Origin of the sequence: Kosakonia sp. LAM2021, from assembly GCF_016620385.1 — a bacterium.
Classification (GTDB): domain Bacteria; phylum Pseudomonadota; class Gammaproteobacteria; order Enterobacterales; family Enterobacteriaceae; genus Kosakonia; species Kosakonia sacchari.
The window spans coordinates 125,888-139,026 of the sequence record NZ_JAENHT010000006.1 but is presented as its reverse complement, the minus strand read 5'-3'; the positions used below and the strand labels follow the sequence as shown (position 1 = coordinate 139,026).

Below are 13,139 nucleotides of genomic sequence, written 5' to 3'. Positions count from 1 at the left end.
GTGATCCTCGTACGGTCGTAAATATAGTTCAGCGCCTACGCTTTTGAACATTCTTCAGTCACAAAATCACTTGTTCTATCACAGCTTTTTGCGGGAGGCAGGATGGCAGATCTCGATGACATCAAAGATGGCAAAGACTTTGGACTGGGCACCGCGCAGCAAAATGTGCCTTTCACCCTGAAGGGCTGCGGTGCGCTGGACTGGGGTATGCAATCGCGGCTGGCAAGGATCTTTAACCCCCAGAGTAACCGTACAGTGATGCTGGCCTTCGATCACGGCTATTTCCAGGGGCCGACGACCGGGCTTGAGCGTATTGATCTATCGATTGCGCCGCTGTTCGCGCAAACCGATGTGCTGATGTGTACGCGCGGCATTTTGCGCAGTGTGGTGCCGCCCGCCACTAATAAACCGGTGGTGCTGCGTGCCTCTGGCGGCAATTCAATCCTTGCCGAACTCTCTAACGAATGCGTGGCAGTGGCGATGGAAGATGCGCTGCGGCTCAACGTCTGCGCGGTGGCGGCGCAAATCTACATCGGCAGTGAATATGAGCACCAGTCGATTAACAACATCATTAAGCTGGTGGACGCGGGCAACCGCTACGGTGTGCCAACGATGGCGGTAACCGGTGTGGGTAAAGAGATGACGCGCGACGCGCGTTACTTTTCGCTGGCCAGCCGTATCGCCGCCGAAATGGGCGCGCAGTTTGTGAAAACCTACTTTGTTGAAGAAGGGTTCGAAAAAGTCACCGCCAGTTGCCCGGTGCCGATCGTGATTGCAGGCGGGAAAAAGTTACCCGAGCAGGAGGCGCTGGAGATGTGTTTCCGCGCCATTGATCAGGGCGCGTCAGGTGTGGATATGGGGCGCAACATTTTCCAGTCCAGCGCGCCGCTCGCCATGCTCAAGGCGGTGAAAAAAGTGGTACACGAGCACATGCACGCCCGTGAGGCGTACCAGTTCTGGCTGGAGGAAAAACAAGGAGAGCAACCATGAATGTGACGCTGGTGGAAATCAATATCAAACCGGACAGAGTAGATGAGTTTTTACAGGTCTTTCGCGCCAATCACGAAGGCGCTATCCGCGAGCCGGGGAATCTGCGTTTTGATGTATTACAGGATCCGAAAGTGAAAACCCGCTTTTTTATTTATGAAGCATATCAGGATGACGCCGCTGTCCAGGCGCATAAGGAGACACCGCACTACCTGGCGTGCGTGGAGAAACTGGAAGAACTGATGTCGGAGCCGCGCAAAAAACGCAGCTTTATTGGTTTACTGCCGAAGTAAACATCCGCTTTCATGGTGCATTGTTTGCGCCTGAAAGCGCGTACCGCACCTGTAAAAGCCGTTTCTGCGTGAGATTGAAATCTCAGGGTAATAGGGCAGAAAACCTGAACGGCTGATGACCACTAATTTTCCATAAGCAATAAAAAACCCTCTCCCGCGGGGAGAGGGTTTTATGCAGACATTTACGCCAGTTCTTCGGTAACCCGCAGTGCTGCCAGCGCGTTGGCTGCCGCTTTCAGTACTTCCTCACACTGCTCAATTGTCAGCGTCAGCGGCGGTTCGATACGAATGGTTTTCGCATTATTCAGCGTTCCGGCAACCAGCACCCGCTGGCGGAACATCTCACTAGCAAAGTTGTAGCCCGTTTCGTTATCGACAAACTCAATCGCCATCAGCATCCCGCGACCACGCGCGTCCTGCACCAGATCCGGATATTGACGCACCAGCGCGCGGAAACCGTCCAGCAACATGTCGCCTTTCTGTTCCGCCTGAGCGGGCAGGTTCTCTTCCAGCAGCACATTGATGGTCGCCAGCGCTGCCGCACAGGCCAGCGGGTTACCGCCAAAGGTGGTGGTATGCAGGAATGGGTTATCAAACAGCACCGAGAACACTTCTTCGGTGGCGACAGTCGCGCCAATCGGCATCACGCCGCCGCCCAGCGCTTTCGCCAGGCACAAGATGTCTGGCTGCACGTTTTCATGTTCGCAGGCGAACATTTTCCCCGTACGACCCATGCCGGTTTGCACTTCGTCAAAAATCAGCAGCGCGCCAAACTCATCGCACAGCTTGCGTACCGCTGGCAGATAACCGGCCGGCGGTAAGATCACGCCACCTTCACCCTGGATCGGCTCCAGGATCACGGCGGCGACATCATCACCGGTTTTCTGGCATTCGCTAAGCAGCGTACGCATCGCGTCTATATCGCCAAACGGCACATGACGAAAGCCTGGCAGCAGGGGCATAAAGGGTTTGCGGAAAGTCGATTTTGCCGTTGCCGACAACGCGCCCAGCGATTTACCGTGGAACGCACCGCTGGTGGCGACAAAGGTGAATTTACCGCGCGGTGACTGGTAGGCTTTCGCCAGTTTTAGCGCTGCCTCGACGGATTCAGTTCCGCTGTTGCTAAAGAAGCTGTATTTCAGTTTGCCGGGCGTCAATGCCGCCAGCGTTTTGGCCAGCATTGCGCGTAATGGATCGAGCAGTTCCTGGCTATGCAGAGGTTGTTTTGCGAGTTGATTCTGTACGGCGGAAACCACAACTGGATTACGGTGCCCCACATTGAAAATTCCAAATCCACCCAGGCAATCTAAAAACTCCTGCCCCTGGGTGTCGACAAGCGTGTTCAAACTGCCAGCTTGCCACTCTACGGCTCCGTAATCCCCGCCGGCGGTAACAGATTTTCGATACTCTAGAAACCCCGGATTCACATGCTCTTTAAAGTAATCCACCACCTCTCGGTTTAATGCTTTCATCTCCTCATGGTCGAGCGTTCGCTTTTCAATGAGATTCAGTGCGTGAGCGCTGCACGCTAATGCCGATGCGCTGGAAGGTAACCTGTTCAAAATGGGCTCCGGGGGCTCGCGTATCACATGATACCGATTTAAGTATTGCAGGGATTACGCCACTTCGGTGCAGGGAGCATAAATCGGGATAAATGCCAGGGAAAAATGAAAGTGCGCAAAATTTAATCATGCCGTTACGTTAATAATTTGTATCTTTTGTGATTAAAAATTGTTCTCTTCAGGAGAGGTGCTGAGCGCATTGCGCCCATATGGTGCAATAAATGCACGATTATAGGGCGTTTGTGTTACGGAAACCCAGTGATAACATAGCGAAATTATTAAAATCATTGAGTTAACGAACCCACGAAAAACAGGGTTTTATTGCAAATTGCGATCTAAATCAAATTTAACAACTAAAGATAAACCCATTATCGCCGAAATAACATTCGCAGTAATTTTTAACAGCAATATAACCTGCATAGGACGCAACCATGTCTTCTCCTCCTTATGTCAGCCAACAGCGCTTTATGCTGGAGGATGACACCACGCTGATGTCGACCACTGACCAGCAAAGTTACATCACCCACGCCAACGACGCATTTATCCATGCCAGTGGTTATACCCAGAATGAGCTGCTTGGCCAGCCCCACAACCTCGTCCGCCACCCGGATATGCCCAAAGCGGCCTTTGCCGATATGTGGTTCACCCTGAAACAGGGCGAGCCGTGGAGCGGCATCGTCAAAAACCGGCGTAAAAATGGCGACCATTACTGGGTGCGAGCCAATGCTGTTCCCATGGTGCGCAATGGCAAAGTTACCGGCTACATGTCGATTCGCACCGAGGCGAAAGATGAAGAGATCGCCGCCGTTGAACCGCTGTACAAAGCGTTAAACGAAGGGCACTGCAACAAACGCGTCTATAAAGGCCTGGTCATTAGCAAGCACTGGTGGGGAAAACTGGCAGGCATGCCGCTCCGCTGGCGTGCGCGTAGCGTCATGACGTTGTTGTGGGCTGCGCAATTTCTCGGGTTGTGGTTTACCGGCGCAGGCGCCCTGGCGCTGGCAGTGAGCACTCTGGCGATGCTGCTGGGCTGCCTGGCATTTGAGTGGCAAATTGTTCGCCCGGCGGAAAACGTGGCGCGTCAGGCGCTGAGTGTGGCCACCGGGGAGCGCAATAGCGTGCAACCATTGAACCGCAGCGATGAGCTGGGGCTGACATTGCGGGCGATCGGGCAACTGGGGCTGATGTGCCGTTGGTTGATCAATGATGTTTCAACCCAGGTTCACAGTGTGCGTAGCGGCAGTGAAACGCTGGCGAAAGGTAATGAAGATCTTAATGAACGCACGCGCCAGACGGTAGTGAATGTGCAGCAGACGGTTGCCACTATGAGCCAGATGGCGGCATCGGTACAAAACAACTCGCAAACGGCATCGGCGGCAGACGAGCTCTCCAGCTCCGCCAGTAGCGCTGCCACACACGGCGGCAAGGCGATGGAGACGGTGGTGAAAACCATGGATGAGATTGCCGACAGCACCGGGCGCATTGGCTCTATCACCAAGCTGATTAATGACATCGCTTTTCAGACCAATATTCTGGCGCTGAACGCCGCGGTTGAAGCGGCCAGAGCCGGCGAGCAGGGCAAAGGGTTTGCGGTGGTGGCGGGTGAAGTTCGTCACCTGGCGAGCCGTAGCGCCAGCGCGGCGAATGATATTCGTAAGCTGATCGACGCCAGTGCCAGTAAAGTGCAGTCTGGTTACGACCAGGTGCATGCCGCAGGCCGGACGATGGAAGACATTGTTAATCAGGTGCAAAACGTCACTGCACTGATAGGCCAGATTAGCCAGTCGACATCTGAGCAAGCGACGGGGCTTTCCGAACTGACGCGTGCGGTGGCGGAACTGGATGCCATCACGCAGAAAAACGCCGGTCTGGTCGAGGAGAGCGCTGCGGTTTCGGCAATGGTGAAGCATCGCGCAGACCGCCTGCAGGATGCGGTTGCCGTATTGCACTGATCGCTTATAGCAGGATTAAAAACCGCCCGTAACATTACTGGCGGTTTTTTTATCTCTTATTTCACTGTATTTCCCTTTTCATGTAATGATGTTATTTCTATTTTGTTAATTAATTATTAAATACAGTTTGCATTGTGAAGTATTAATATATTCTCATCTCGGTTATTTAATTTTTAATTAACTTTAATGAAGTGACATTAATATAGTTTGTGAATATATATAGCTGAACGCATATAACGATCGATAAATAGCCAATTAATCGTTGTTGGCTATCAGAAGATTCATTAAGTAATTAAAAAAACGATCAAACTCATAAAGTTAGCGCTAACGTTACCGATAACGGCTAGTGGCTGCACTCTTTTTAATTTGCGCCAGGGACTTAAGCGTGCCATTTGGGTGACGGCGCGGAGCTTTCGTCAATAAAATAATCAAACCCATGGAGAATATATGTTTTTACATGATGTAAAAATCGGCACGAAATTATTTGTGGCGTTCGGCTTTTTTATTGCGTTAATGGTAGTGAGTTCCTGTCTGTCACTCTTCAGCCTGAACCGCGCGAATAACGGAATGCAAGAGATCGTACACGAAGATTACCCAACCACGGTGAAAGCCAATCAACTTATTGATAATTTCCAGACCTTTGTCAGCACTCAGCAACTGATGCTGCTGGATAGCGACGGCAAATGGACCGGTGAGTCGCAAAAGCAGCTTAGTGAGATAAGCTCCCACATTACCGCTCTGCTGGAAGATTTATCTAAAAACCTGCGTGATGATAAATCACAGAAAATCCTTGCAGATATCCGCACCGTGCGCCAGCAGTACCTCGACTCACGTTTCCGCATCCTTGATGCCGTTAAAAATAACGACCGCGCGGGTGCGATTCAGGAGATGATGACCAAAACCATTAACATTCAGAATGCTTACAAAGAGCGCGTATTGGCGCTGATCGCCATTCAGGATGGACAAATGCGCACGGCGGGCGACCAGGTGCAGAACGATTTCAGTTCTAACCGCCTGATGCTGATTGTGCTTGCTATTGTGAGTATCGGTTTGGGTAGCCTGATTGGCTGGTATATCGTGCGGATGATCACTCGCCCGCTGAGAGAAGCGGTTGCCTTTGCCGAAGCGATTGCCGACGGCGATTTGACGCGTACCATCGATTCCCGCCACCGCGATGAAACCGGCGTGCTGCTGCGTGCGCTGATGGAGATGAAAAACCGTCTTGTCGAGATTGTTCATCAGGTGCAAAACGGATCTGAGAGTATCTCCAGCGCGGCGGCGCAGATTGTGGCCGGTAACCAGGATCTGGCGGCGCGTACCGAAGAGCAGGCCAGCTCCGTCGAGCAGACGGCGGCGTCTATGGAGCAGATCACCGCGACGGTGAAAAACACTGCAGATCACACCTCCGAAGCCACGCATCTTTCTGCCGATGCGGCGACAGTCGTGAAGAATAATGGCGAGATGATGAAGCAGGTCACCGAGAAGATGCGCGTGATTAACGACACGTCTAATCGTATGTCGGACATCATCAACCTGATTGACGCAATTGCCTTCCAGACTAATATTCTGGCGCTGAACGCGGCGGTCGAAGCGGCTCGCGCTGGTGAACACGGCCGTGGTTTTGCCGTCGTGGCCGGTGAAGTACGTCAACTGGCGCAAAAGAGCGCTTCCTCTGCCAACGATATCCGCCATCTGATTGAAAGCTCTACCAGCCAGACTCGTGAAGGCATGGCGCTGGTCGAAGAAGCCAGCGCGCTGATTAACGGTATGGTCAGTAACGTTGAAGAGATGGATGTTATCCTGCGCGAAATTGGCCAGGCGAGCCGCGAGCAGACCGATGGTATTTCGCAGATTAACAGCGCGATTGGCCTGATTGACTCCACCACCCAGCAGAACTCCAGCCTGGTGGAAGAGTCTGTGGCGGCGGCAGCAGCGCTGAATGACCAGGCGTTGCATCTGCGTGAGTTGGTGCAGGTGTTCCGCCTGCGCGACGCGCGACAGGCAGTTTAATCGAGTTGTGAAATCTCCAGCGCTGCGCGGTCGATAATGCCGATTATCTGTTTAAGCTGCGTGGCGCTGACTTCCCCCTGGTTCACCCGTAAATCCAGCACGGCTTTAAAGTTCTCCAGCGCCCGTTTCATCTGCGGGTGTTTACGCAATTGATAGCCAACATTGCGCGCTTTAATCCGCTCTTCAATCTGTGTCAGCGATTGCGTATTTTCCGCCAGCCACTGCGTGCCCTGCTGCGTGATGGCGATCATTCTGCGCCCGTTTTCTTCATTGCCAACCGTAATTAACTGCTGCGCTTGCAGGAAATCCAGCGTCGGGTAAATCACGCCAGGGCTGGGTATGTAGTTGCCCTGCGTCAGAGCTTCAATGGCTTTGATCAGCTCATAACCGTGGCTGGCGTTTTGGCTGAGTAAATGCAGGATCACCAGACGTAATTCGCCGTGACCGAAAAAGCGCTGACGTCGACCGCCGCCATGCCCGTGGTGGTGCTCGCTGTCGGCATTGCCGTGATGATGACCCATATCTGCTTTCTCATGTAATTTGATATATCTAATTTATATCTAAAATAGATTGGTTTAACAATGGTGACGGTCTTTTTTGTGTTAATAATATGATTTCAAAGAACTTAGATTTCATCTTTGGCAACCAGTGCGTTTTCTACAGACTATATCTTAAAAAGATCTTGCCTTCTGCCTAATCAACAATCATTATCATTTGCACAACTTTTAGATATATCGTATTCACGTTCTCGAAGGCCGATTATGACAACCAACCCTCAACGCTATCCCCAGCGCGTGCGCAATGAGCTGCGCTTTCGCGAGTTAACTGTTTTGCGCGTCGAACGCGCAGGTTCGGGCTTCCAGCGCATTGTGCTCGGCGGCGAGCAACTGGATGGCTTCACCTCCCGTGGCTTTGACGATCACAGCAAAGTGTTCTTCCCGCAGCCGGGTACGCACTTTGTACCGCCGGTGGTGACTGATGAAGGTATCGTCTGGGGCGATGGCCCGCGCCCGGCTTCCCGCGACTATACGCCGCTGTACGATGCCAGCCGCCACGAGCTGACGCTGGATTTCTACATTCACGACGGCGGCGTAGCGAGTAGCTGGGCGATGCAGGCGCAGGTGGGCGATAAATTGACTATCGGCGGGCCGCGCGGTTCGCTGGTGGTGCCGGAAGATTACGCCTGGCAGTTATATGTGTGCGATGAATCCGGTATGCCGGCGCTGCGCCGCCGCCTTGAAGCCCTCAGCCAGCTTGCTGTACGCCCGCAGGTCACAGCGGTGGTGAGCATTGCGGATGTTGCTTATAAAGATTATTTCGCGGATATAAACGGCTTTGATATTCAGTGGGTGCAGGGGCATAACTCGCAGGCAGTTGCCGACAAACTGGCGGCGATAAGCGTGCCGGAAAACGACTATTTTATCTGGCTGACCGGGGAAGGGGAGGTAGTGAAATCGCTAATGAATCGCTTTGAATCTGCCGACATCGATCAACAACTGGTGCGCGCGCAAGCCTACTGGCACAAGAAATAAGCGGTAAGCCCGGTGCGATTACCGGGCTCGTTGCGTTCAGGCCACTTCGTCGTACTCGGCTTCGCTGACCTGCTGTTCCAGCGTCTGGCGGATCTCCGCCAGCGCTTTCTCCTGCTGGCGGAAGTAGGTTTCCCTGTCGCCAAGCGTCGAGACCAACTGCCAGGACTCCTCTTTTTCCAGCGTCGCCAGCTCTTCAATCAGGCTGGCGATATGCTGTTTGACCTCAACAATGCGCTGACGCAGGCGCTGCAGATCGTTGAGCCGATCGCTTGCCATTAATGGCTCCAGCCCTTTTTGCAGGCGGGTCAAAATCGAGCGAATGGCGCTAAGATCGCCGCGCTGGCGCGCCTGGTTAAGCTGAACCATCATGCTGTGAGCGTCGTTTTTCAGTTCGTTATCCACCAGGTCCGGATGACAGAGCTTGCTGGCCTGGCGCCACAGACGTTTCAGCTCATGACGCTCGTCTTCGCTCATCTTCTGCTCGAAGCTAAAGCGTTTTTCCGCGTCGTGTTGCTGTTCCTGGTAGCTTTCATACTCCTGACGCGCTTCGTCACGCGCCTGGCGCGTGGGCTCTTCTTCCCGCGTGAGGCCGCGCTCCAGTTCCTGCGCTTCGGCGAGCAGCGAGGCAATCAGCTCGCTTTGTTGTTGCAGATGCTTGCGTGCTTCCGCCGCCTGTAATGAGTGCGGTGGCATGCTTTGCCAGCGTTGCGTCAAGGTTACTAAGACTTCAACAGCTTGCGACAGATATTTCTGGCAGCGCAGATAATCCGCCTCGCGACGGCGCGCTTCCGCCTCCTGGCGGCGCACCGCGGCTTCGGCCAGCGTTTTACGCAGCCGCAGGATCTGCGACATCAGCGGCCCAAGGCGGGTTAAGTAGAGATCGTTGAATTCATCGAGCAACTGGATACGCGCATTGCGTTTATCAATGAGCTCGCGCATCTGCTCTTCCAGCGCTTTCAGCTCCAGTTTGCTGGCGGCCACTTGCGGATCCTGCCAGTTGACCACTGAGCGCTGGTTTTGCAGCCAGACGGTGATGGCGCGCATCGCTTCGCTGTAATTTTTCTCTTCAAGCGCGTGAACGATAAACGCTAACTCCGGGTCCGTAACTTCATTTTTAAGTAAAGGAAGCTGGCTGAGGATGATGCCGTCATCCTCCAGTTCAATGGCGTATTTGATGATTTCAAGCCGTTTTATAGGTTTGTTCATGGCGTTTCGTCAAAGCGCGTTGAGTGTGTTAAAGGGAGTTGTTAATTCATCAAATCTGGACCATGGTTGCAAATCTCGCAATAGCCCGGAGCCATATTACATGGGACATATTTCAATGCGTTAGTCTTTCTGTGAAAATTGCGTTTATGGCGTCTTTTTGCCGCGAAACGAGCGAAAAGTTGCTTTATGGCGGGGTGTTTGCCCCGCCTGCAACGGTTTATCTATTTGCAGCATAGCGACGCGATTACCCACCCGATCACGTAACGATTATGCCGATGCGGTGCTGTCTGGCAGCCCGCGAACCCGGATGGGCTCCTCAATGGCGTTGGCGGCGAGCAAACGTTGTAACGCCGAGATCGCGGTATCGGTCAACTCGTGTCCTTTGGTCAGCACCATCAAGCCATTGGTGGTGCGAATATCTTCGTCTACTACCCAACCCGGCATCAGTTCGCGAATACGCGCAGAGCGCACGCCGGCGACATTTGAGCGGAAATCCGACAGAGATTTAATGATGTATTCGGGTAACGGTGGGTGAGCCGCCCGCAGAATTTCCCATGGCCGCTCCAGGCTCCATCCCCGCGCCGCATGTCGCTCAAGCTCAAGGGCTGCGCGCAGCAGATGCGCACCGCGTAAAACTTCAAGCGGCACATTCGGCGCCGGTTCTTTTGCCTGGTGGCGAATGATCCCGGCGACCAGTTCAAGACGGGGAATATTTTCCACCAGCTTTCCCGCGACGTCGGGATGCCCCAGCAGCAGCTTTTTCTCTTCCTCTGAGAGTTTGCGCTGAGCGGCATCGGCCTGAACGATATCGGCGGGGATACCAACACATCCAATTTGGCTTAATGACGCGGCAATGGTGTAGATCCATTCATCTGGCCACTCCAGCTTCGGCAGTGCGTGGCGGACGCAAGATTGGGCGAACGCCGCACGCTGAAAGGCCCACGGTGCGACCATGGCAAGCACTTCCGTCAGCGTTTTGACCGAGGCGGTAAGGGTGGTTGCCAGCAGCTCTTTTTCAGCGCAGACAAGACGATACTGCCGCACGGCGTCGTTAAGCGCCGCGACCAGTTCTTCTTTCGGACACGGTTTGCAGAGATAGCGGAAAATGGCGCCTTTATTGATGGCGGCGATAGAGGACTCCACATCAGCCTGGCCGGTAAGCAGGATCCGCACGCTATCGGGTGAGAGCTCCCGCGCTTTCGCCAGAAAAGTGGCACCATCCATGCCGGGCATGCGCATATCGGACATGATCACCGCAAAGCGTTCTCCCCAACGAACCGCGTCCAGAGCGGCTTCTCCACCCGGAGCTACCACCACATCAAATTCACCAAACAGGTTTCGTTCCATCGCAGCGAGTACGTTAGGTTCATCATCTACGCACAGCACCCTGGGTAAGGCGGTATCAGTCATGAAGAGTGTCCTGTAGGTTAGCGAGCATCTGTTGCCATAAGGGGAGCTGGTCAAGCACGCCTGCTTTTTCAAGGTAATCGCGATCGGGGGTGCTGTTGTTGGCCAGCGCCACAGCGACATGCACCACACCAAGCGCACCGAATGCATCATGTGCGAAACGTGAGGGCTGAGCCTGCCCCGCCACTATTTCGACGATATCCAGCGGTAATCCCCATACCGCCAGCAGGTAAGCGCCCACTGCTGAATGCATGGGAATAGCATTACATGTGGTTGTTTCGCTACCGATCTCGCTCATTTCGGGGATCAGCTTCGCAATATTCGCGAGCAGTGCGGCGGAGGGCTCCAGCCCCTGATGGCCTGTAATCCGGGCGGCGAGTGAGGAGGCAAGAAGAGAGACCCGACGTAACTCGCTGACCAAAGGGTCCCTTTTCGCATCGGTAAAACAGTGTGACGCCAGCACCAGCAATTTCACCTGATCCATGCCGAGAAGCGTAATAGCGCTACCGATATCGTGGATCGACGAACCTCTGTTGAACCAGGCGGAATTCGCAAGTTGCATAATTTTGGCGCTCAGCGCCGGGTCGCTGCCCAGCAATTCGGCAATCTGTCGGGTATCGCTATCGGGGTTATTGAGAAGGTGCTGAACTGCAGTGAACACCTTCGGTGCGGCGGGTAATTGGTTGATCCGACCGACCACGTCAAGCACCGCTGGATCGTTGAACATCGTGCGCAGAGAAAGCGCGCTTTCAATTATCGCTATTAACGTCGCGCTGTCGCAGGGTTTAGAGACAAATCGATGCGCAACCTCCAGCATACGCTGGGTGGCGCCTGGCTCCGAGTAGCCGGATAAAATGATACGTATCGTACCTGGCCAGCGGTTGCGCACCTGCGCCAGTAACTCTGCGCCATCCATAAAGGGCATGCGCATATCGGAGACTACGACATCCGCCTGCGTCTCTTCCAGCATGGTCAGCGCTTCAGGACCGCTGGTGGCGAAGCGGCACTCCCATTCGGTGTCTTGCATCATGATGGCGCGCTCAATGCCTGAAAGCACCCGGCTTTCATCATCAACGAACATCACTTGCATGCAGGCTCATCCTCGTTTCGGCAGTTGAGCGGGAATTGCAGGATAAACGTGGAGCCTACGCCTTCTGCTGACTCGCAGCGAATCTTTCCATTATGTTTGTCCACCACGGTGGAATAGACGATCGCTAAGCCTTGTCCTGTCCCTTTACCCACCGCTTTGGTGGTGAAGAAAGGATCGAAAATGCGCTCGCGAATGGCGGCAGGTATGCCACTGCCATCATCCTCGACGCGGATTTCTAAATAGTCGCCGTTCTGTAATGCGGAGATAACGATGCGGCCTTTCTCTTTCACTCCTGCCTGCAGAGTATCCGCAATGGCGTGGGCAGCATTGACCACCAGGTTGAGAATGGCCTGGCCGACCATGTCTCGCAGGCAAGGAAGCTGCGGTAAGTTGTCGGCGATGTTAGTTTCGAGTTCCGCCACATATTTCCATTCGTTGCGGGCCACCGTGACCGTGGTATTAATTACATCGCGCACATCTATCCGCTCTTTCACATTCTTCGAAGGGTGGGAAAATTCCTTCATGGCGGCGACAATCCGCGCAATATGCTCAAGCCCTTCCAGAGACTCGTCCAGCGCGCCTGGAATTTGCCGACGCAAAAAATCAATTTTTGTGCGTTTTAGCGTCGTATCGAACTCTGCCATTACCGGATCATCGGCCATTCTTTCGCGTGCAACGTCAGCGAGCGCGAGGGCGGCATTCAGCAGTTTTAGCAGCGAGTCCGTGGCGCCTTTTATAAAGCCGACATTATCGGCAACATATTGTGTCGGGGTGTTGATTTCGTGGGCGATACCGGCGGCGAGTTGACCGATAGACTCCATTTTTTGCGCCTGAAGTAGTTGAGTCTGCGCCAGACGCAGTTCGGCCAGCGCTTTTTCCAGCTCATGCCGTTCGTTTTCTAATTCTCTTGTTTTACGTGCGACCACTTTCTCCAGCCCGACATTTTGTTCGAGAATGGCAAACGGTGTGGCGTGACTGTGCCTGGCTTCCTGGGCGATTCGACGCTTCAGCACATCAATGGTTTTATCCCGGGCAGCGAGTTTGCGCTCGTAGTCAGCAGGGGAAAGGGGTGGGGTAGAGGCTTCGGAATAGAGCGACAT

Annotated in this window: 11 protein-coding genes; 5 read left to right on the top strand and 6 right to left on the bottom strand. The window is 53.8% G+C overall.

Annotation, left to right across the window (positions count from 1 at the left end; genetic code table 11):
• Positions 1 to 102 precede the first annotated feature (102 nt).
• Both lsrF and lsrG read left to right on the top strand, forming a co-directional pair.
• Entirely contained in the window at positions 103 to 990 is an 888-nt protein-coding gene (gene lsrF / locus JKP81_RS14560) for a 3-hydroxy-5-phosphonooxypentane-2,4-dione thiolase (RefSeq protein ID WP_131407662.1), read from the top strand.
• Entirely contained in the window at positions 987 to 1,280 is a 294-nt protein-coding gene (gene lsrG, locus JKP81_RS14555) for a (4S)-4-hydroxy-5-phosphonooxypentane-2,3-dione isomerase (RefSeq protein ID WP_020455365.1), read from the top strand. The genes lsrF and lsrG overlap by 4 nt, the downstream gene beginning before the upstream one ends.
• A 182-nt stretch (positions 1,281 to 1,462) precedes the next feature.
• On the opposite strand, the gene ygjG is transcribed toward lsrG, so the two are convergent.
• Positions 1,463 to 2,842, bottom strand: a complete 1,380-nt coding sequence (ygjG, locus tag JKP81_RS14550; protein ID WP_200552306.1) for a putrescine aminotransferase — start codon at positions 2,840 to 2,842, stop codon at positions 1,463 to 1,465.
• A 431-nt stretch (positions 2,843 to 3,273) separates the two neighbouring features.
• On the opposite strand from ygjG, the gene JKP81_RS14545 reads away from it, so the two are divergent.
• Together JKP81_RS14545 and JKP81_RS14540 are read left to right on the top strand one after the other, a co-directional pair.
• Positions 3,274 to 4,794 (top strand): PAS domain-containing methyl-accepting chemotaxis protein, encoded by a 1,521-nt coding sequence (locus tag JKP81_RS14545; RefSeq protein ID WP_200552305.1) that lies wholly within the window; start codon positions 3,274 to 3,276, stop codon positions 4,792 to 4,794.
• A 447-nt stretch (positions 4,795 to 5,241) separates the two neighbouring features.
• Positions 5,242 to 6,804, top strand: a complete 1,563-nt coding sequence (locus JKP81_RS14540; RefSeq protein WP_200552304.1) for a methyl-accepting chemotaxis protein — start codon at positions 5,242 to 5,244, stop codon at positions 6,802 to 6,804.
• Here JKP81_RS14540 and JKP81_RS14535 read toward each other — a convergent pair.
• Positions 6,801 to 7,325 (bottom strand): PadR family transcriptional regulator, encoded by a 525-nt coding sequence (locus JKP81_RS14535; protein WP_200552303.1) that lies wholly within the window; start codon positions 7,323 to 7,325, stop codon positions 6,801 to 6,803. The two genes, JKP81_RS14540 and JKP81_RS14535, sit on opposite strands and share 4 nt — an antisense overlap.
• A 237-nt stretch (positions 7,326 to 7,562) precedes the next feature.
• Between JKP81_RS14535 and JKP81_RS14530 the strand changes: the two genes are divergently transcribed.
• Entirely contained in the window at positions 7,563 to 8,336 is a 774-nt protein-coding gene (locus tag JKP81_RS14530) for a siderophore-interacting protein (RefSeq protein WP_200552393.1), read from the top strand.
• Between the two features lie 36 nt (positions 8,337 to 8,372).
• Here JKP81_RS14530 and JKP81_RS14525 read toward each other — a convergent pair whose 3' ends face one another.
• The 4 genes from JKP81_RS14525 to JKP81_RS14510 form a co-directional block, all read right to left on the bottom strand.
• Positions 8,373 to 9,542 (bottom strand): DNA repair protein, encoded by a 1,170-nt coding sequence (locus tag JKP81_RS14525; RefSeq protein WP_200552302.1) that lies wholly within the window; start codon positions 9,540 to 9,542, stop codon positions 8,373 to 8,375.
• A gap of 267 nt (positions 9,543 to 9,809) precedes the next feature.
• The gene (locus JKP81_RS14520) at positions 9,810 to 10,952 is read right to left on the bottom strand and encodes a response regulator (protein ID WP_200552301.1); all 1,143 of its coding nucleotides are present in this window, start codon (positions 10,950 to 10,952) and stop codon (positions 9,810 to 9,812) included.
• Entirely contained in the window at positions 10,945 to 12,039 is a 1,095-nt protein-coding gene (locus tag JKP81_RS14515; RefSeq protein ID WP_200552300.1) for an HDOD domain-containing protein, read from the bottom strand. The genes JKP81_RS14520 and JKP81_RS14515 overlap by 8 nt, the downstream gene beginning before the upstream one ends.
• The gene (locus JKP81_RS14510; protein ID WP_200552299.1) at positions 12,030 to 13,139 is read right to left on the bottom strand and encodes a sensor histidine kinase; all 1,110 of its coding nucleotides are present in this window, start codon (positions 13,137 to 13,139) and stop codon (positions 12,030 to 12,032) included. The genes JKP81_RS14515 and JKP81_RS14510 overlap by 10 nt, the downstream gene beginning before the upstream one ends.

Coding starts and splice junctions, on each gene's coding strand:
- lsrF (WP_131407662.1), top strand. CDS start 103: ATGGCAGATCTCGATGACATCAAAGATGGCAAAGACTTTGGACTGGGC.
- JKP81_RS14525 (WP_200552302.1), bottom strand. CDS start 9,542: ATGAACAAACCTATAAAACGGCTTGAAATCATCAAATACGCCATTGAA.
- lsrG (WP_020455365.1), top strand. CDS start 987: ATGAATGTGACGCTGGTGGAAATCAATATCAAACCGGACAGAGTAGAT.
- JKP81_RS14515 (WP_200552300.1), bottom strand. CDS start 12,039: ATGCAAGTGATGTTCGTTGATGATGAAAGCCGGGTGCTTTCAGGCATT.
- JKP81_RS14510 (WP_200552299.1), bottom strand. CDS start 13,139: ATGTCGCTCTATTCCGAAGCCTCTACCCCACCCCTTTCCCCTGCTGAC.
- JKP81_RS14540 (WP_200552304.1), top strand. CDS start 5,242: ATGTTTTTACATGATGTAAAAATCGGCACGAAATTATTTGTGGCGTTC.
- JKP81_RS14545 (WP_200552305.1), top strand. CDS start 3,274: ATGTCTTCTCCTCCTTATGTCAGCCAACAGCGCTTTATGCTGGAGGAT.
- JKP81_RS14535 (WP_200552303.1), bottom strand. CDS start 7,325: ATGGGTCATCATCACGGCAATGCCGACAGCGAGCACCACCACGGGCAT.
- JKP81_RS14520 (WP_200552301.1), bottom strand. CDS start 10,952: ATGACTGATACCGCCTTACCCAGGGTGCTGTGCGTAGATGATGAACCT.